Origin of the sequence: Nocardiopsis listeri, assembly GCF_020741345.1 — a bacterium.
Taxonomy (GTDB): domain Bacteria; phylum Actinomycetota; class Actinomycetes; order Streptosporangiales; family Streptosporangiaceae; genus Nocardiopsis; species Nocardiopsis listeri_A.
In genome coordinates, this window is sequence record NZ_DYZD01000463.1 from 1 (window position 1) to 18,223 (window position 18,223).

The 18,223-nt window shown below is 69.8% G+C and carries 16 protein-coding genes; 8 read left to right on the plus strand and 8 right to left on the minus strand.

All coding sequences use genetic code 11. The features are described from left to right. Window positions 1-516 precede the first annotated feature (516 nt). The 5 genes from K8V84_RS24990 (at window position 517) to K8V84_RS25010 (ending at window position 4,880) form a co-directional block, all read left to right on the plus strand. On the plus strand, window positions 517-1,158 hold the full coding sequence (locus K8V84_RS24990; protein ID WP_304079180.1) for a DUF6230 family protein: 642 nt from the start codon (window positions 517-519) through the stop codon (window positions 1,156-1,158). Then, on the plus strand, window positions 1,149-1,592 hold the full coding sequence (locus K8V84_RS24995) for a DUF6114 domain-containing protein (RefSeq protein WP_304079181.1): 444 nt from the start codon (window positions 1,149-1,151) through the stop codon (window positions 1,590-1,592). The genes K8V84_RS24990 and K8V84_RS24995 overlap by 10 nt, the downstream gene beginning before the upstream one ends. 160 nt (window positions 1,593-1,752) lie before the next feature. After that, window positions 1,753-2,424 carry a hypothetical protein gene (locus K8V84_RS25000; protein ID WP_304079182.1) on the plus strand — a complete coding sequence of 224 codons (672 nt, stop codon included), beginning with the start codon at window positions 1,753-1,755 and terminating at the stop codon, window positions 2,422-2,424. Window positions 2,425-2,623: 199 nt separating this feature from the next. Next, window positions 2,624-4,273: an AMP-binding protein gene (locus K8V84_RS25005; RefSeq protein WP_304079184.1), complete on the plus strand. Its 1,650-nt coding sequence runs from the start codon at window positions 2,624-2,626 to the stop codon at window positions 4,271-4,273. Between the two features lie 121 nt (window positions 4,274-4,394). Next, window positions 4,395-4,880, plus strand: a complete 486-nt coding sequence (locus tag K8V84_RS25010; RefSeq protein ID WP_304079185.1) for a MarR family winged helix-turn-helix transcriptional regulator — start codon at window positions 4,395-4,397, stop codon at window positions 4,878-4,880. Between the two features lie 113 nt (window positions 4,881-4,993). Here K8V84_RS25010 and K8V84_RS25015 read toward each other — a convergent pair whose 3' ends face one another. After that, window positions 4,994-6,223: a PHB depolymerase family esterase gene (locus K8V84_RS25015; RefSeq protein ID WP_304079187.1), complete on the minus strand. Its 1,230-nt coding sequence runs from the start codon at window positions 6,221-6,223 to the stop codon at window positions 4,994-4,996. Window positions 6,224-6,451: 228 nt separating this feature from the next. Here K8V84_RS25015 and K8V84_RS25020 point away from each other — a divergent pair, with 228 nt between their 5' ends. Beyond that, a complete protein-coding gene (locus K8V84_RS25020; RefSeq protein WP_304079189.1) occupies window positions 6,452-7,228 on the plus strand; it encodes a 3-hydroxybutyrate dehydrogenase in 777 nt (258 codons plus the stop codon). Further along, entirely contained in the window at window positions 7,213-9,210 is a 1,998-nt protein-coding gene (locus K8V84_RS25025; protein ID WP_304079191.1) for a helix-turn-helix domain-containing protein, read from the plus strand. The genes K8V84_RS25020 and K8V84_RS25025 overlap by 16 nt, the downstream gene beginning before the upstream one ends. Here the strand turns inward: K8V84_RS25025 and K8V84_RS25030 are convergent. From K8V84_RS25030 to K8V84_RS25060, 7 genes are all read right to left on the minus strand, one after another. Next, window positions 9,136-10,038, minus strand: coding sequence for an alpha/beta hydrolase (locus K8V84_RS25030; RefSeq protein WP_304079193.1), 903 nt, complete (start codon window positions 10,036-10,038; stop codon window positions 9,136-9,138). The genes K8V84_RS25025 and K8V84_RS25030 overlap by 75 nt on opposite strands. Continuing rightward, window positions 10,035-11,168 (minus strand): branched-chain amino acid ABC transporter permease, encoded by a 1,134-nt coding sequence (locus tag K8V84_RS25035; RefSeq protein ID WP_304079195.1) that lies wholly within the window; start codon window positions 11,166-11,168, stop codon window positions 10,035-10,037. The genes K8V84_RS25030 and K8V84_RS25035 overlap by 4 nt, the downstream gene beginning before the upstream one ends. After that, window positions 11,168-12,067: a branched-chain amino acid ABC transporter permease gene (locus tag K8V84_RS25040; RefSeq protein WP_304079197.1), complete on the minus strand. Its 900-nt coding sequence runs from the start codon at window positions 12,065-12,067 to the stop codon at window positions 11,168-11,170. Before K8V84_RS25040 ends, K8V84_RS25035 begins: the two co-directional genes overlap by 1 nt. Then, window positions 12,064-12,813, minus strand: a complete 750-nt coding sequence (locus tag K8V84_RS25045) for an ABC transporter ATP-binding protein (protein ID WP_304079199.1) — start codon at window positions 12,811-12,813, stop codon at window positions 12,064-12,066. Before K8V84_RS25045 ends, K8V84_RS25040 begins: the two co-directional genes overlap by 4 nt. Continuing rightward, the gene (locus K8V84_RS25050; protein ID WP_304079202.1) at window positions 12,810-13,604 is read right to left on the minus strand and encodes an ABC transporter ATP-binding protein; all 795 of its coding nucleotides are present in this window, start codon (window positions 13,602-13,604) and stop codon (window positions 12,810-12,812) included. Before K8V84_RS25050 ends, K8V84_RS25045 begins: the two co-directional genes overlap by 4 nt. Window positions 13,605-13,606: 2 nt before the next feature. After that, window positions 13,607-14,782, minus strand: a complete 1,176-nt coding sequence (locus K8V84_RS25055; RefSeq protein WP_304079204.1) for a substrate-binding domain-containing protein — start codon at window positions 14,780-14,782, stop codon at window positions 13,607-13,609. Window positions 14,783-14,969: 187 nt separating this feature from the next. Further along, the gene (locus K8V84_RS25060; RefSeq protein WP_304079207.1) at window positions 14,970-16,727 is read right to left on the minus strand and encodes a PASTA domain-containing protein; all 1,758 of its coding nucleotides are present in this window, start codon (window positions 16,725-16,727) and stop codon (window positions 14,970-14,972) included. A gap of 131 nt (window positions 16,728-16,858) precedes the next feature. On the opposite strand from K8V84_RS25060, the gene K8V84_RS25065 reads away from it, so the two are divergent. Then, entirely contained in the window at window positions 16,859-17,836 is a 978-nt protein-coding gene (locus K8V84_RS25065; RefSeq protein WP_304079209.1) for an ADP-ribosylglycohydrolase family protein, read from the plus strand. Window positions 17,837-18,223 lie beyond the last annotated feature (387 nt).

The window sequence follows — 18,223 nt, forward strand, 5'->3', positions numbered from 1 at the left end:
TGGAGAACACTACCCGCACTCCGCACACCGAGCAAACCGGAGCCCCTGTGTCGCCGGTCACCCGATCCCACGTCGACGATCCGCTTCGACCCACACGCGCCGTTCGTCCCCCAGGGCCCGAATCCGACACCCCCCTCGCGCGCGCACGCGCGTTCCTCTTTCGGCCCCATCACCCACGACACCCGAACCACTCACCGAACTGATGAATGTCACCCCCACCGACGCTCACTTAAGGACAAATAGAAGACCCTTCCCCCATTCCTTCGATCAGACCTGGATCACCTTGATTCCCACCAGCAGTTTTCCGAGATCTTGGCAGGTCAGAGGCTCATAATATCCATACGAACGCCAACCAAGATCATTTTCTTCCGACAACATCGACCGCCGATCAATTCTCCGAACCGGTCTTGTAATTCTGCGAAGGCCGGCACATGATCGGCTCAGACCAGGTCGCGTGCCGAAGGTTCGGGGGAACGGCAGGGCGCAGCGCGGCCATGCACCGTTGGAAGGACATGCATGGAACCCACATCCCCCGAGGACTCTCCGGCCCCCGGGAGTCACACCAGCCGGCGGAGGTTCGCCCTCTTCTCCATCCCCGCGGGCGCCGCGATCGGCGGCATCCTGGTGGCCATGGCCGGTGGCGCGCTCGCGGCCACGTTCAGCATCTCCAGCCAGGAGTTCAAGATCTCCGCCGACGAGATGACCGGTACCGGGTTCGCCCAGTTCGGCTGGGTCAACGCGACGGTTCGCGGCGAGCCCTCCCCCTCGGCGGTGGCCGGTATCCGCGAGGCCGAGATCGTGGGCCTGTGCCAGTCGGTCCTGACCTCCGAGTTCCCGCTGATCGGGAACGTCTCGTTGATGTTGACCGCCGGTGACGATGGCACCCCGGTCCAGGCCTCCGACCTGATCATCGACATGGACCAGATGGACGGCAACGCCGAGTTCGACGACATCGAGATCGGTCGGGACGCCTCCACCCTGGACAAGGGCCCCGAGGGCCTTGGCCGCGGCCAGGGACACCCCTCCCTGTTCGGGATGCAGTCCGACAGCATCGTCATCGAGGACCTGGAGCAGACCGCACGGGCCGCATCGGCCGGCACCTTCCGCCTCCACAACCTGAGCCTCGGTGTCTCCCTGGGGGACGACGAGTGCTTTTGACCCCCGTCCGGCGCCTGTGGACCGCCTGGTCGCGCTGGCGCAAACGGCGCCCCTTCGCGGCCGGGCTGTTGATGATCCTCGCGGCGGTGGAGATGGTCCTGGTCGCCCGGTTGCCGGTGGAGTTGATGCTCCATCTCGGCATCGGGGCGGTCTCCACCCTGATCTTCAGCGGCATGTTGGCGGTCCTCGGGCTGGTCACCTGGTTCACCCCGAACCAGCATGTGATCACCGGCGGTTTCGCCGGGTTCATCGCCTTGGGCGCGCTCGTCCTGTCCAACCTCGGCGGTCTGGTCGTCGGCACCCTGTTGGCCCTGGTCGGAGGTGGGCTCGCCTTCGCCTGGCGGCCCGTCGCACGACCACCACGGCGTGAACGCGGACGTCGCCGCAGGAAGAAGCAGGCGGCGGCGTCCCTGGAACCGTCCCGGAACGACTGACCCCCACAGAACTCCGGGAACGCTCGGTCCGCCCGCCACGCGGCTCCGTCCCCGGTCGTCCACCGGAAAGCCCCTCTACCTACGTCGGCGCGAACTTCCCGAACTGCCGCCGGACGTCCTCCGAGCATGCCGTCCGGCCGTCACTCAGCAAGGAGTACTCATGTCGGTTCCGCAACCGAGATCCCGCAGCTCCATCGCTCTCGCCGCCTGCTCCGCCGGGGTTCTCGCCCTGGCCTGGGGCGCACCCGCCTTCGCCGCACAACAGGGCCCGACCACGGTGGAGCCCGCCGGCGCCGCCTTCGAGGCGGCCCTGACCGGTTCCGCCACCTTCGACGCGGGCGGGACGGTCATCACCTGTTCGGTCTCCGTCTCCTCCCCCGAGGAGGGCACCAACCTGGTCCCCGAGGCGCCGGACAACACCGACCCCGACGGTCCGGTCTCCGGAACCATCTCCGCGCCCGGTTTCGAGGACTGCGAGACGAACATGCCGCTCGTCGACGCCGAGGTCACCGTCGCCGACCCGACGTGGGAGATGGCGATGCAGTTCGGGGAGCCCTCGACCGGGACGATGCTGGTCCCGGCGGGCGGCATCGTGGTGACCACGAGCGGTCTGGCCTCGTGCACCGCCACGGTGAGCCCGGACGCCGACGTCGCGATCGGTGGCACCTGGACCAACGGCGACCCCGTGTCCACGTTGGACTTCGACACCACGGCCCCTGTCGTGGTGGAGGGGGACGCCGTCTGCCCCGGCGGTGACGAGGCCGTGTTCACCGCCACCTACGAGGTGACCAACGTCGACGAACCGGCGACGCCCATCACCGTGAACGGCTGATGATCGCGGCCCCGGGGTCCTTCCGCGAAGGCCCCGGGGCTCACCCGGTGACAACCACGCGTCGGTAGTCACTCACTCCGCGACGAAGAAACCCGTGGTCATCTCGCCTACCTTCGCAGTACCCCGTGGAGTCAAGAGGCGAAGGCTCCGCGGAGGGCGCGGACCGCTTCGCCCGTCCCCGTACTCCCCCGGAGACCGAATGCCGTCCTCAGCCGGTGGCCCGGCCACCCAGTCCAAACTGAACCGCACCTTCAAGGTGGTGTCCGTACTCGTCAGGGCCGGGGTCTTCTCCGCCGGCCGCCCGGACAGGATCGTCCGCCAGCTACGTCAACTCAGGACCTGGGGGGCGACCATCGCCGGCGGTTACGCGGCCGCGGGCGAGCGTGTCCCGGACCAGGTCTCCGTGATCGACGACTCCGGGGTGACGACCTTCGGTCGGATGAACCGGTTGGCCAGGCAGCTCGTCCACGAGCTGAAGCGCCTGGGGGTGCGCCCCGGGTCCCGGGTGGGGATCCTGTGCCGCAACCACGCCGGGATGGTGCAGGCGGCCGTGGCCTGTGGACGTCTGGGCGCGGACGCCGTCCTGTTGAACACCGGGTTGGCCGCCGGCCCGTTGATGGACGTGATCGAACGCAACGAGGTGTCGTTGCTCATCGCGGATTCGGACTTCGAGGAGTTGTACAAGGGGCTGCCCCCGGAGATCCCGCGTGTGACGTCGTGGGGGGAGACCACCGTGCCGGGTCCGCGGATCCCGACCGAGGTCGAGGAGCCCGCCGATCCCGACCCCGCCCCGCCCGAGAAGCCGGGCCGGTTGATCGTGTTGACCTCGGGGACCACGGGGGCCCCGAAGGGCGCGCGGCGCCCGACCCCGAAGGGACCGCAGGACGCGGCCTCGGTGCTGTCGCGGATCCCGCTGAACTCCAAGGACCGGATCCTGGTGTCGGCTCCGATCTTCCACACCTGGGGGCTGGCCGGTGTCCAGCTGGGCATGTCGATGCGGTCGACCTTGGTGATGCGCCGGTTGTTCGAACCGGAGGACGTGCTGCGGACCGTTCAGGAGCAGCGGTGCACGGCTTTGTTCGCGGTCCCGGTGATGCTTCGGCGGATCATGGACCTGCCCCGGTCGACACGCGAGAAGTACGACACCTCGTCGCTGCGGATCGTGGCCTGCAGTGGTTCGGCGATGAGCCCGCAACTGATCAGCGACTTCATGGACGCTTTCGGAGACGTCATCTACAACCTGTACGGGTCCACCGAGGTGTCGTGGGCGACCATCGCGACCCCTGAGGACCTGCGGTTGTCTCCGACCACCGCGGGGCGGCCGCCGCTCGGTACGCGGATCGCGATCCTTGACGAACGGGGGCAGGAGGTCCCCCAGGGGTCGAAGGGCGCGATCTTCGTCGGCAACGACATGCTCTTCGACGGGTACACGAACGGGAAGCACAAGCGGGTGGCCGACGGTCTGATGGAGACCGGTGACCGGGGCTACGTGGACGGGCACGGCCTGTTGCACGTGGCCGGGCGTGACGACGACATGATCGTCTCGGGTGGTGAGAACGTCTTTCCCCGGCCCGTGGAGGAGGCGATCGTGACACTGCCCTCGGTGCGCGAGGTCGTGGTGACCGGGGTTCCGGACGAGGAGTTCGGGCAGCGGTTCGCGGCGTACGTGGTGCCCTACGAGGGTCGGTCTGTGGATCCGAACGGGATCCGCATGCACGTTCGGGAGCTGGTGGGGCGTTTCTCCGTCCCGCGTGACGTGATCGTGCTGGAGGAACTGCCGCGCAACGCCACCGGGAAGGTGCTCAAGCGACGGCTTCCGACCGGTACTCGTCCGCCCGAGGACACCTGACCGCTCCTGCGGGCGGGGGGCCGGTTCGCGAACGCGTTCCGGCCCCCTTGACCCGTTTACCTTTCACACAAGGTAATTGTGGGCTTTGACATCGGGTGCGTGGTTACTACGATGTTGAGCGATGCCCGACCGATCCCCCGCCCCCCTGGGCGACTTCGAACTCCCGCCAGTCGACGAGCAAATGTGCTTCGCGCTGTACGCGGCGTCCCGTGCTGTCACCAACCTGTACCGCCCGTTGCTCGATCCGCTCGGTCTGACCTACCCGCAGTACCTCGTAATGATGCTGTTGTGGGAACGGGGAGGGTGCTCGGTCAAGGAGATCGGCGCGGTGCTCCAACTCGACTACGGAACCCTCACCCCCCTGCTCAAGCGTCTGGAGACCAACGGTCTGCTCCGTCGGGACCGTGACCCCGGCGACGAGCGTTCGGTGCGGGCCACTCTCACCGAAGAGGGCCGCGCCCTGCGTGCCCGCACCCGAGGCATCCCCGAGGCGATCGGGCGGGTCATCGATCTCCCGGACGAGGAGTTCGAGGCGACCAGGCTCGCGCTGCGCAGGCTGACCGCCAACGTGCTCGCGGGTGAGGCCCGCGTCGCCGAGGAGACCTGAGGGGGAGGAGCGGAAGACGGGCACCACGGGGGTCGTGCCCGTTCTCCTACCGCCGGGAGGGGAATGGAGCGGGGCGGGTGGGCCGATCGGCCCGCCCGCCCCGCGTCTTTCGGTCAGCACCCGTCGACGGTGTGCTCCCAATGCCCCGGCGAGGTCTCGGTGAGGGAGGTCGTGACCGCCGGGTTCCACAGACCGAGCGGGTCGTCGGAGCCGACCGCGTAGGCCATGCCGGAACGGTGCACCGCGCGCCCGTCGGTGACGTGGGCGTAGTTGCTCGCGGTGACGCACTCACCCGAGGGCGGGTCGGTCGGCTCCTCCGTGGGCGGGTCGGTGGGTCCGGCCCCGCCGTCGATCCCCCAGAACTGCGCCGTGTATCCGCTGGAGCAGACCGAGTCGAGGAAGTAGGCGCCGATGGTGCCGCAACCCGATCCGGGGTCGACCGGTGTTCCGTGGCCCATGCCGGACACGGAGTAGTGGGCGACCGCCGCGTCGTCGGGTCCGCCGCCGTAATACGAGGCCGTGGTGGATCCGGGCAGTTGCTCGGTGGTGTCCGGCTCGGTGGGCACACCGCCCGCGTTCGACCACTGGACCACCGAGGCGTCCCCGTTGGCGGGGGCGACGGTGGTGTCGGAGGTACCGTGCCAGACCGCTACCCGGGGCAGGTCGGCCCCGTCCGGGAGCTTGGCGCGGATCTCGTCGCCCCACTGTTCGGGCGTGCGGTCCTTACCCGGGTTCATACAGGTGAAGGCGTCGACCATGCCGGTGGCGCAGCCGACGGGGACGCCCGCGACGATGCTTCCGCCGGCGAACACGTCCGGGTAGGCGGCGAGGAGTTCGGCCGCCATGGCACCGCCCGCGGACAGCCCGGAGACGTACACGCGATCCGCGTCCAGTGCGTGCGCGTCGACGGCGTGCTCCACCATCGAGCGGATGGACCGGGCCTCACCGGAGTCGCGGGCCACGTCGCCGGGTTCGAACCAGTTGAAACAGCTCGTGGCGTTGTTGGCGCTGTTCTGTTCGGCGTAGACGAGGGCGAACCCGGAGGCGTCGGCCTGTTCCGCCCATCCGGAGTGCTGGTGATAGGCGGTGGCGTCCTGGGCGCACCCGTGCAGGAGCACGACCGCGGGCGCCCCGGCGGGGAGGTCGTCGGGGACGTACTCGTACATGGCGAGGGCGCCGGGGTCGCTGCCGAAGGAGGGCACCGGGTCCAGGGTCGCGGCGGAGGCCCGTGGGGCCAGGGTGATGATCGTCGCGGCGACCAGCAGGAAGGCCGCGGCCAGGGCGGCGATCGGCGGCAGGTGCCGGGTGGGGGCTGACGGAGGTGGACTGCTCTGGGGGTGCATGTGCGGCTCCGGGGGTCGATCGGCGGGGATGGTTCGGCCGAACTCGGCTCGAAGCCTAGGAGGCCTGTGACCCGTGCAACATGTGCGCGAGACCCCGATCACCTAGGCTGTTCGGGTGGGAACTCCACAGGACGCCCCTCACCCATGGCGGATCACCACATGTCCCATCCCGGGGGTGTGTCCATCAGAGCTATCCCCCGTGGTCCCACCCCGCCCTAGTTTGCTGACATGACGACAGAGGTTTCCCCCCACACCGCCCAGGTCGACCTCACCGGCAGGACCGCGCTGGTGACCGGCGCCGCCGGTGGTATCGGCCTGGCCTGCGCCCGCAGACTGTCCGTCGCCGGAGCCTCCGTACGCCTGGTCGACGTCGACGGTCCCGCGCTCGCCGCTCTGGAAGAAGAGGGCGTGGGCGAGGCCGTCGAACTGGACCTGACCGACCTGGAATCCGCGGAGGAGGCGGCGCGCGGCGCGGACATCGTGGTCAACAACGCCGGAGTGCAGACGGTCGCACCCGTGCAGGACTTCCCCCCGGATCGCTTCTCGCTGATCCTGCGTCTGATGCTGGAGGCCCCGTTCCGTGTGGTGCGGGGCTCGCTTCCCCACATGTACCAACACGGTTGGGGCCGGGTCGTCAACGTCTCCTCCGTGCACGGGCTGCGCGCCTCCGCCTACAAGTCGGCCTACGTCGCCGCCAAGCACGGCTTGGAGGGGCTCTCCAAGGTGATCGCCCTGGAGGGCGCCGAGCAGGGGGTGACGTCGAACTGCGTCAACCCCGGTTACGTGCGAACCACCCTGGTGGAGAAGCAGATCACCGATCAGGCCGCGGCGCACGGCATCCCCGAGGAGCGTGTGGTGTCCGAGGTGCTGTTGGCCCGGACTCCCGTGAAACGCCTGATCGAACCCGCGGAGGTGGCCGAACTGGTCGCCTACCTGTGCAGTGACGACGCCTCGTTCATCAACGGAGCGTCGCTCCCCGTCGACGGAGCTTGGAGCGCGAGCTGAACACCACCCCGGAACCCCCTCGCGGGAATGGCTCGGCGGACGCCGGGTATCAGGCGTTCTTCCTGGATCTACTGTTGCGCGACGCACCGGCCGTGGAGTACGAGCGGCCGGTGCTTCGCGCGCGTTCGGGTGGCGCGGACGCGGACACGGTCGCGGCGTTGGAGGAGGCCAAGTTCGCGGCACTGCGGGTGCGGTCGGTCCTGCGCGACCGGCAACGCCGTGAGTCCGAACTGAGCGCGTTGTTCGAGACCGCCAACGACCTGGCGGGGATGCGGAGCCTGGACCAGGTGCTGCAGGCCATCGTGGAGCGGGCCCGACACCTGCTGAGCACGGATGTGGCCTACCTGACCCTGAGCGACGCGGAGGCGGGGGACACCTACATGCGGGTGACCTCGGGTTCGGTGTCGGCCGTCTTCCAGCAGGTGCGGTTGGCTCCGGGCAAGGGGCTGGGTGGTCTGGTCGCCACCACCGGCCTGCCGTACGTGACCGCGAACTACTTCACCGACCCCCGGTTCGAGCACGCGGAGAACATCGACCACGCGGTGCGCGAGGAGGGCCTGGTGGCGATCCTGGGCGTGCCGTTGAAGATGAACGGGCGTGGTGTGGGGGTACTGCTCGCCGCGAATCGGCGGGAGCGGCCCTTCGCGCACTCCGAGGTGGCGTTGCTGTCGTCACTGGCCACCCACGCTGCGATCGCGATCGACAACGCGAACCTGATCGACGACACCCGGCGGGCCCTGGACGAGCTGCACACGGTCAACGAGAGGTTGCAGCGGCACACCGCGTCGGTGGAACGCTCGGCCGCGGCGCACGACAGGTTCACCGACCTGGTGCTGGGCGGTGGCGGGGTGCGCGAGGTCGCGGCCGCGGTCGCCGAGGTGCTGGGCGGTTCGGTGCGCATCCACGACCGGACCTCGGAGGTGTCGGTGACCGCCTCGCCCTCGGGTGAGGTGAACGACCCCTCCCCGGGCGGCGACCCCTTGGTGGAGGGGGACGCCGAGGTGGCCGAGGCGGTGCGTTCCTCCTTGGCGAGCGGCCGCGCGGTGGCCGTGGACGACACGTGGGTGGCGGCCGCGGCCGCGGGAGGCGAACCTCTGGGCACGCTCGTGCTGCGCGGCGTGGAGTTGGACGGCACGGATCAGCGGGTGCTGGAGCGGGCCGCCATGGTGACGGCCCTGCTGCTGCTCATCCGACGTTCGGTGAGCGAGACCGAGCACCGGGTCCGCGGCGACCTGCTCAACGAGCTGTTGGAGGTGCCGGCACGCGATCCGGTGTCGCTGCGTCAGCGGGCGGCGTTGTTGCAGGCCGACCTGGACGCGCCGCACGTGCTGGTGGTGGCCGAGGCCGTGGGGGCCGATCCGCATCGACTGCGATCGGCTGCGTCGTTCGTGGCCGAGACCACGGGTGGGCTGGCGACGAGCCGGGGTGGTCGGCTGGTGTTGGCGCTTGCCGGGTCGGATCCGTCCGAGGTGGGTCGGCGGGTGTGCGCGGAGTTGTCCGCCGCCGCCAACGGTCCGGTGACGGCCGGTCTGGCCGGGCCCACCGACGGGCTAGGGACGTTCCTGGACACGTTCACCGAGGCGGTCCGTTGCCTGCAGACACTGCGGGCGTTGGGCCGGGAGGGTGACTCCGCGACCATCGAGGACCTGGGGTTCTCCGGTCTGTTGCTCAGCCAGAACCGGGACGTGTCCGGGTTCGTCTCCGCGACCCTGGGGCCACTGCTGGAGTACGACGAGCGGCGGAGCACACTGCTCGTGGAGACCCTGGGGGCCTATTTCGCGGCCGGGGGCAACCTGTCCCGCGCCAAGGACGACCTGCACATCCACGTGAACACCGTGGCTCAGCGCCTGGAACGGATCGGGCAGCTGATCGGAACGGACTGGCAGCGTCCCGACCGCGCTTTGGAGCTACAGCTCGCCCTGCACCTGCACGGTCTCCTCGACAAGGGCGTGGACCTGCTCGGCGACCAGGGTGGCGCTTGAGGAGAACAGCGGACTGTAGTGGTTGTCCTCGGGCAGTTCCGTGGTGCGCACGGATTCGGGGAGCCCGGCGAGCCGTTCGGACGTGTACAGGCCGGGGCTCTGGTCCATGAGGCCGCGCGCGGTCCACAGCAGGTGGGCCGGGCAGGTCAGGCGATGGATCGCGCCGAGTACCTCCTCATCGGAAACGACCTGGGCTCCGTCGATCCGCACGGCCTGCTCATCGCAGGCCGACCGCTGTCTCGGTGGTTCGCCGACGAGGTCGCGCAGGACGTAGTCGTCCACCCAGGTGTTCCAGCGCCCGGCGAAGGCCGGGTGCTTCTTCCAGAAGTCCCGGTAGGCGTCGGGTGATTCGAAGGTCATACGCAGGCGGCCCATCGCCGGGCCGATGACGGCCTCGATGTCGGTACCGGGAGGCACGGGCAGGCCGAAACCGCCGTCCACCAGGAGCAGACCGGACACCCGCTCGGGGTGACGTACGGCCAGCAGGGCGGCGACGAACGCGCCCATGGAGTGGCCGACGACCACGGTGCGCCGTACCCCGCGGCTGTCGAGTACGGCGAGGAGGTCGTCGACGTGGGCCGCCAGTCCGTGCGGTCCGGGAAGATGCCCGCCGGCGCCCCGACCTCGCAGGTCCGGGGCGATGAGCGGGGGTCCCCCGAGCTCCGCCAGTTCGGCCGCGGTACGGGCGAACGAGTAACCGTTGGCGGTGATTCCGTGGACGGCCAGGACCGGGACCCCGGGGCCGGAGCCCCAGGTCGTCACGGTCAGGTCGCCCCCGATGACGGGGACGGTGCGTTCGTCCCCGTCGACACGGGAGGGTGTGGTCACGCGTGGTCCGCCTTTCGTGTGCGTTCGGTACGTCGGTCACGGACGGCGGCCCTGATCCGTCCCGGGAGGGCGACGAGGCCACCGGGGAAGAAGAACACCATCAGGACGAAGAGGGTGCCGAGGATGAACAGTGGTTGGGAGAGCGGGGCGCCGATCCAGGCCGGCAGGGCGTCGAAGGCCCCTCCCGACTGCAAGAGCCGATGTTCGGCGTAGGTGTACAGGGCCGCTCCGAGCAGGGGTCCCCATCGGGTGCCCGCGCCGCCCAGGGCGACCATCACCAAGAGGGTGAGGGTGAACTCGGCGGTGGTGATGCCGGGGGTGACCCCACCGTTGACCAGGAGGTAGGCCACGCCGCCGAGGGAGGCCAGGCCACCTCCGACGGTGAAGGCCACCAGCTTGTAGGGGTAGGGGTTGATGCCCAGGACCGCGACGCGCTGTTCGTTCGCGCGGATGCCCTGCCAGACACGGCCCACCGGCGAGGCGCACAGCCACCACACCACGCCCAGGACGACGACCAGGTAGCCGACGGCCACCCAGTACAGGTTGACGGTGTTGACCACGCCCACGAACGCGTCGGGGACCGCCTCCGTGTTGAGGGAGCGCCCCTCCTCACCGCCGGTCCAACGACCGGGGTCACGCGAGATGAGGATGGACCCGGCCTCCGCGAAGGCGAGGGTGACCATGGCCAACGCGATGCCGTTGACCCGCAGTGACACCGCGCCGAGCAGTAGGGCCAGGAGGGTACCGCCGGTCACCGAGATCACGGCCGCCCACAGCAGTGGCAGCTCCAGGATCGACATGAGCAGCGCGGCGACGTAGGCGCCACAGGCGAAGTAGAGGGCGTGTCCGAAGGACAGCAGCCCCACCCGCCCGTAGAGCAGGTCGTAACTGGTGGCCAGACCACCGAAGACCAGGCACAGAGCGAGCAGGTGCAGGGTGGACGGGCTGTTGAGGGCGCCTTCGAACAACCCGGGGACGTGAAGGGTGGAGAAGGGCAGGGACAGCGCCACCACGAGGACCACGGCGGGCACCGCCCACCAGGGCAGGGAACGGCGTCGCCGCGCGTCGGAGGTCTCGGGCCCCTTCGGGGAGCCGGTGGTCTCACGGACGGCCATGTCGGTGTCGGTCATCATGCCACCCTCTCCGCGGACTTCTTCGCGGTCAGACCGCCCTGTCTGGTGAGCAGGACCGCGGCCAGCACGGCGACCACGGCGATGTCACCGAGGCCGGCGACGGTGTAGTAGTTGGCGAACTGTTGGATGAGGCCGACGGTCACCGAGGCGATCGCGCAGCCGGTCAGCGAGGTGGTGCCGCCGATCACGACCACGATGAACGCGAAGATCAGCAGCGACATCCCCTGGGTGGGTGTGACCACGCCGAAGTAGAGGCCGCCAAGGGATCCGGCCAGCGCGGCGGCGGCCCCACCGATCGCGAACACCAGGGTGAAGGACTTGCGCACGTCGATGCCGAGGGCGGTGACCATGGCCCGGTCCTGCACACCCGCGCGGACGATGAGCCCATAGCGAGTGCGGGAGTTGAACAGCCACAGGGCGACGAACACCACGATCGCGGCCAGGATCAGCAGGTAGCGATCCTTGGGCACGTTGACGCCCAGCAACGAGAGCGTGCCCGACACCAGTTCCGGTTTGGGGAAGGTGCGCGGGTCGGCGCCCCAGATCGCCTGGATGAGCGCGGGAACGGCCAGACTCAGACCGACGGTGGCGAGGATCTGTTCGCGGTGTCTGCCGTACAGCGGCCGGATCACGCACAGTTCGACCATGACGGCGGCGAGAGTTCCGGCCGCCACGCCGAAGACCATGGCCAGCAGGAAGCCCACCCCGTCCGGACCGGCGCCGGGCAGGTACTGGGCGGCCCACCAGGTGCCGTACGCGCCGATCGCCAGGAACGCGCCGTGGGCGAAGTTGAGGACGTCCATCAGGCCGAAGATCAGGGACAGGCCCGAGGCGATGAGGAAGTACAGGGCACCGAGTCCGAGCCCGGTGACGATGAGGAGTACGACGGTGCTCATGTGGTGTCCACCCGCCTGTCCGTGGGGTCGTCGGTGGCGGTCCGTGCCACGCCGAGGAGGGAGCGGACGCGTTCGGCGTCGTCGAGGAGCTCCGGTGCGGGGCCGGTGTGGATGACGCTTCCGGCGTCGATCACCACGGCCTGGTCGGCGACACGGCGGACCAGGGAGAGGTTCTGTTCCACGAGCAGCACGGGAACGCTCTCGGCGGCGGTGGCGACGGCGTCGGCGACCTCGCGGACGATCCGGGGCGCCAGGCCCTTGGTCGGTTCGTCGACGATGAGCAACCGGTTGTCGTTGAGCAGGGCACGCCCGATGGCGAGCATCTGCTGTTGGCCTCCGGAGAGGGTGCCCGCCGGCTGGTTCGCCCTCTTGCGCAGTTCCGGGAAGAGGTCGTGGACGAGGTCGTAGCGCGGTTCGCCCGGGCGTCGTTCGGCCAGGCGGAGGTTCTCGGCGACGGTGAGGGCGGCGAAGATCCCGCGTTCCTCGGGGACGTAGCCGATGCCCTTGGTGACGATCGCGTGGGTGGGTCGTTCGGTGATGTCGGCGCCGTCGAAGACGACCCTGCCGGTGCGCGGCACCAGGCCCAGGAGCGCCTTGACCGTGGTGGTCTTGCCGACCCCGTTGCGGCCCAGGACCGAGGTGACGCCGTGTTCGGGCACGGAGAAGGACACCCCCTGGAGGATGTGCGATCCTTCGATCCACACGTGCAGGTCGTCCGCTTCCAGGAGCGGCGCGGGCGCGCTCACGCGCCGTCCCCGAGGTAGGCGGCCTGGACGTCGGGGTCGGCCATGGCGGTCTCGGGCTCGGCGTAGGTGAGAAGGGCGCCGTGGTGCATGACGGCCAGGCGGTCGGCCATGTCGAGGAGCACCTCCATGTGGTGTTCGACCATGAGGACCGTGCATCCCTGTTCGCGGTGCACGTCCTGGATGACGTCGGTGAGTTCGCCGATCTCTCCGGCGCTGACCCCGGCCATGGGTTCGTCGAGGAGGATGAGCCGAGGCCCGCGGGCCAGGAGGAGAGCCAGTTCGAGTTTGCGCTTGTCGCCGTGGGAGAGGTCTCCGGCGAGGTGGTCGACGCGGTGGGAGAGTCGGACCAGGTCCAGGGCGCGGGCGGCCTCCTCCCCGCCGGCGGGGGTGGCCAGGCGCCAGAAGCGGCGGGACTCCCCCGTGCGGGCCTGGACGGCCAGGCCGACGTTGGCGCCGACGGTGAGGTCGGTGAAGACACTGGAGGTCTGGAAGGTACGGCCCATGCCCAGGCGTGCCCGGCGATGGGGCGCGTGACGGGTGATGTCCTCGCCCGCCAGCCGGATCGTTCCGGCCGTGGGCTTGGTGAGGCCGCTGACCAGGTTGAACAGAGAGGTCTTTCCCGCCCCGTTGGGGCCGATGAGGGCGACGAACCCGCCTTCCTCGACGGACATGGTGATGTCGTCGACGATGACGGCGCCGCCCACGGACCAGCTCAGGGTCCGCAGCTCCAGGACGGGCGTGAAGGTGTCGGGCACGGTGGTCGCGCCCGACAGTGGGGTGTGGGTGCTCATGGCTACTCCGCGATCGCGGGTTCGACGTCGGCGGCGGGGATCTCCGCGACGAGTTCGGGGTGGGCGTCGTCTCCTTCGCCGACCAGCTCGACCTGGTACATCGGCTGGATGAGGGCGTGGTCCTCGGACCGGATGTGGATTTCGCCCTTGACGCCGTCGAAGGTCCAACCGGACAGGGCGTCGACGCGGTCGGCGGTCTCGTCGCCGGCGGTGGCCGCCTGTACGACCATCTGCGCGGCGGTGAAGCCGTCGGGGGTGAACAGGTCGACCTCGCCGCCGTCGGCCTCGATGGTCTCCTTGAGGATCTGCGCGATCTCGGTGTCGGAGGCCCCGTCGAAGTAGTGGGACAGGAAGGAGATGCGATCGCCCGCCGCGCCGAAGATCGGGTAGGAGGGCTTGATGTCGAGCCCGGTGACGACCTCGGTGGAGTCGAGGATGCCCTGCTGGTCGAGGGACTGCCACATGGCGGAGGCGGTCTCGCCCGCCCAGGCGACGAAGACCAGGTCGGGGTCGGCCTGGTTGACCTGCTCGGCGAAGGGGGTGAGGTCGGTGGTGTCCGGTGGGGCCAGGACGCTGTCGACGTTGGCGCCCTCGGCTTCGAGGACCTCGGTCGCGGCACCGACGTTGTCCTGGCCGAAGGCGTTCTGCTGGGCGAAGACGACGACGTCGGAGCCGTCGGGATCGTCCATGAAGCTGGCTGCGGCGAGGATGTCCTGGTAGGTCTGGCGACCGGAGCGGAAGGTGTTGTCGTTGATCCCGGTGACGGCGTCGGTGGCGGCGGCCCCGGAGATGAACAGGACGTCGTTCTGTTCGGCCAGGGGGGCGACCTGCACGGCGATGCCCGAAGCGGTCGAGCCGGCGATGATGCCGTGGCCCTCACCGATGAGCTCGCGGGCCGCGGAGACGGCCTTGTCGGGTTCGCCGGCGTCGTCGAGGTAGGTGACCTCGATCTGGCGTCCCTCGATCTCCCGGGTGTCGTTGGTGGCGTGGTCGAGGCCCGCTTCGAAGCCCTCCCGGTACTGCTCGCCATAGGTGGCCAACGGACCGGTCGACGAGTAGACGATGCCGACCTTGATCGGCCCTTCGCCGTCGACGCCGGCGGCGTCGCCAGGACTGCCGCAGGCGGTCATGGTGAGAGCGGCCGCGATGGCTCCGGCGGCCAGAGGGGTCTTTCGCATGTTCTTCCTCCAGTCGGCACCCGCCGTTGGTCGCGGCGCGACCCACCGGGGGATGAGGGGTGCCATCCCGAAGTTAGATCCGTGGTGATCGGTTTCACATGTAGCCGAGGCATACATTCGGACGCGAACCGGTGTAGCGAATGCCCACAGAGCCGAAGTTCCCTCCGAGGGTCGCGGGCACCACCGATCAGCAGGGGCCTTGGTCGACCCAGGCGCTCAACTCTCCACCGACGTTCGGTGGGATGGCCAGCGTCCACCGGCGGGCCTCGTACACACGCCCTTCGTACTGGACACGGTCGCCGGTGTCATAGGTGGATCCCGAGTCCCAGGCCGCGGCGGAGCACTCGGCGGGCGCTTCCGGTTCCTCCTCGTCCGATTCCTCTTCGGGGTCGGAGCCGGCCTCCTCATCCTCGATCTCCTCTTCCTCGGTCTCCTCGACCTCTTCCGGGCCGGTGGAGACCGTGAGGGTGACCTCGCCGTCCTCGGGGAGGACCGTCCCCGGTTCCGGGTTCTGGGCGGCGACCCGCCCCTCGGAGACGGTCTCGGCGGCCGCCTCCACCACGGTGGCGGTCAGCTCCAGTGATTCGAGGGCGTCGAACGCCTCGTCCCGCGTCATGTCGATCAGGGTGGGCACGATGACACCCTCGTTGACGTGGAGGGTGATCCCCTCCTCGCGGTCGCCGTCCTCGCCCGCCTCGGGGGTGGTGGACAGGACGGTGCCGGGGTCGTGGTCGCCGGAGTGTTCCCGGACCACCTCGACCTCGCCGAACCCGGCGTCCCGCAGAAGGCCACGGGCCTCCGACTCGGTGCCTCCCACCACGTCGGGCACCTCCACGTACCGCGCCCCGATGGACACCGACAGCAGGATCGTTTCGCCCTTGCCCAGTTCCGTCCCGGCGGTGGGGTCGGTCGCCGCGACCTCACCCGGCTGGGCCTCGTCGCTGTAGGTCTCGTCGTAGGAGTGGTCCAGCCCCAGTTCCAGGGCTTCGAGCTCCACTTCGGCCATCGCCGTGGTGTAGCCGACGAGGTCGGGCAGTTCGGCGGTGTCGTCGGGCACCAGGGCCCGGCCGGCGGCGAAGAGCACCAGAACCAGGACACCCGCGATCGCGAGGAACGGGGCTCGGCGCCACAGGGGCACGGGGCGTTCCGCCGTGGATCCGGTCGCGGGCTCGACCACCGGGATCGGTTCCGTGCCCGGCCCGGTGTCGCCGTCCGGTCCGGGCAGGGACCGCACGACCTGTTCGACCATGGCGCGGTACTGACCGGCATCGCGCGGCCGGTGCCTCGGGTTGGTCTCGGTCGCGTTGGCGACGAGCTCGTCCAGGTCCGGTGACAGGCCGGGGACCAGTGAGGAGGGGTTCGGTACGGTGTCGCCGTCGAACCGGAGCGAGCCCGTCAACAGGGTCTGGAGCAGACCGCCGACGGCGTGGACGTCGGTGCGCGGGGTGACCCCCTCGATGCCGAGCATCCGCAAGCCGGTGACCATCACCCGGCCCTCACCGTCCAGGACCACGCTCCGCGGGCCGAGTCCACCGTGGACGACGCCCTGGTCGTGGGCCTCGTCGAGCGCGGTGAGCACGCCGGTGACGATCGTCAGGGCGGCATGCGGAGCGTATCGGAGCCCTCGTTCTCCCCCTTCGAGCACCTGGGCGATGGTCCGGCCCGGGAGGTGTTCGGTGACCATGTACACGAGGTCGTCGTCCGCGCCTTGGTCCAGAACCCGTGCCAGGCCTGGGGTGTCGGCGTCGGCGAGGGACCGTGCGCGGCCGAGGAAGGCCTGCGTGGTCGCGGGGTCGGCGGCGGCCTCCGGGTCGAGGAGGGTCACCGTGACGGGGAGGTCGGCGTCGGTGGCGGAGTACACGGACACCGTTCCGTCGCCGCGGAGGCGGTCACCGATGAGCACACGGCCTCGCAGTGTGAGACCGGTGTGGGGGCCGGGGGTCATGTGTCGGATTGTACGGTGCCGAACCCTCACATATCGCCTTGGATCAGGCCGAACATGGACGATCATCCGGCGCTATTGTGGTGCCTCCGACCCTTCCTCCGCCCCTGTGAGGTGTAGTGACCCCCTCCACCATGCTCGACCGCGCCGCCGGTGCCCTGCTGGGCGCCGCGTGCGGCGACGCCCTGGGCGTCCCCTACGAATTCGCTCCTCGTCTGGGCGAGGATCGGACACCCGAGATGGTCGGCGGCGGCCTGGGGCCGTACGAGCCGGGCGAGTATTCCGACGACACGCAGATGGCGGTGTGCGTCGCCGAGGCTCTCCGCGATCATGACGAACCCTGCTCCCCGCAGGCGCTGGAGCAGACCGCCCGGGGGTTCCTGACCTGGTTCCGTGGGGGCGCCTCCGACGTCGGTGCGCAGACGGCTCGGATCCTGGAGGACACCGATCGGTCCCTCACCGAACACGGGGGCGGCGCCGCCGAGGTCATGACCGGCCGTTCCGATCGGATGTTCGAGGCGGGGGAGCGGTGTGCGGGCAACGGTTCTCTGATGCGCACGGCTCCACTGGCCCTGGCCCATCTGAACGACCGCGAGGGGTTGGCGGAGAGCGCCGCCCGCTACAGCCACCTCACCCACGGCGACCCGTTGGCAGCCCAGGCGTGTGTGCTGTGGTGCGAGGCCGTACGGCACGCGATCGTGCACGGCACCCACGACGGGGTGCGTGACGGGCTGGACCTGCTGCCCTCGTCGGTGCGCGGGATGTGGGAGGCATGGCTGGTTCAGGCGGAGGAGGAGCCTCCGGCCACCTTCGCCCCCAATGGTTTCGTGGTGTCGGCCTTGCAGGCGGCCTGGTCGGCGATCGTCCACAACCCCGTGGACGAGTCCTCGCCCGACCGCTATTTCGCCCCGGTCATGGCGGCGGTGCGCATCGGCGACGACACCGACACCGTGGCCGCCATCGCCGGGGCGTTGGTCGGGGCCCGGTGGGGGCGTTCGGCCATCCCTGCCCCGTACCTGGACGCGGTGCACGGGTGGCCCGGCTACCGTGCCGAGGGGCTCGGGGAGCTCGCCGAGGCGATCCTGGGGCGGCACACGCGGCAGGCGGACTGAGCCGACGGCGGACCAAAGACCGCCAACCGAATCGGTGGCATCAGACACCCCCTGGCCATGAATACGACACCAGGGTCGGCCTCGATGTCCACGAGCGTGGTCTCCTCCATCCGAGCCGTCCCACCAACGTGTCGGCCTCCACCTTCGCAAAGTCGAGGGCGACCTTGCTGCGGGCGTGCTCCCCGACGTGCGCCCCGAGAGGGCGGACGACTTCGGAATACGAGCGCCCAACTGCCGGGTGCGGCCTTTTCCACTACCGGCCGTGCGGCATCATGGTGCCGCACGGTGCGGAACGCGAGTGGGGAGCGGTCATGACGGAGCGGATCGAGTGGGTGCCCGCGCTGGACCACCCTGAACTGATGGCCGAGCCGGTACGTGCGGCGGTGG

What these genes read in the sequence shown, in the direction of transcription:
- K8V84_RS24990 (WP_304079180.1), top strand. Translation starts at nt 517, where the DNA reads ATGGAACCCACATCCCCCGAGGACTCTCCGGCCCCCGGGAGTCACACC.
- K8V84_RS25000 (WP_304079182.1), top strand. Translation starts at nt 1,753, where the DNA reads ATGTCGGTTCCGCAACCGAGATCCCGCAGCTCCATCGCTCTCGCCGCC.
- K8V84_RS25005 (WP_304079184.1), top strand. Translation starts at nt 2,624, where the DNA reads ATGCCGTCCTCAGCCGGTGGCCCGGCCACCCAGTCCAAACTGAACCGC.
- K8V84_RS25010 (WP_304079185.1), top strand. Translation starts at nt 4,395, where the DNA reads ATGCCCGACCGATCCCCCGCCCCCCTGGGCGACTTCGAACTCCCGCCA.
- K8V84_RS25015 (WP_304079187.1), bottom strand. Translation starts at nt 6,223, where the DNA reads ATGCACCCCCAGAGCAGTCCACCTCCGTCAGCCCCCACCCGGCACCTG.
- K8V84_RS25020 (WP_304079189.1), top strand. Translation starts at nt 6,452, where the DNA reads ATGACGACAGAGGTTTCCCCCCACACCGCCCAGGTCGACCTCACCGGC.
- K8V84_RS25035 (WP_304079195.1), bottom strand. Translation starts at nt 11,168, where the DNA reads ATGACCGACACCGACATGGCCGTCCGTGAGACCACCGGCTCCCCGAAG.
- K8V84_RS25040 (WP_304079197.1), bottom strand. Translation starts at nt 12,067, where the DNA reads ATGAGCACCGTCGTACTCCTCATCGTCACCGGGCTCGGACTCGGTGCC.
- K8V84_RS25050 (WP_304079202.1), bottom strand. Translation starts at nt 13,604, where the DNA reads ATGAGCACCCACACCCCACTGTCGGGCGCGACCACCGTGCCCGACACC.
- K8V84_RS25055 (WP_304079204.1), bottom strand. Translation starts at nt 14,782, where the DNA reads ATGCGAAAGACCCCTCTGGCCGCCGGAGCCATCGCGGCCGCTCTCACC.
- K8V84_RS25060 (WP_304079207.1), bottom strand. Translation starts at nt 16,727, where the DNA reads ATGACCCCCGGCCCCCACACCGGTCTCACACTGCGAGGCCGTGTGCTC.
- K8V84_RS25065 (WP_304079209.1), top strand. Translation starts at nt 16,859, where the DNA reads ATGCTCGACCGCGCCGCCGGTGCCCTGCTGGGCGCCGCGTGCGGCGAC.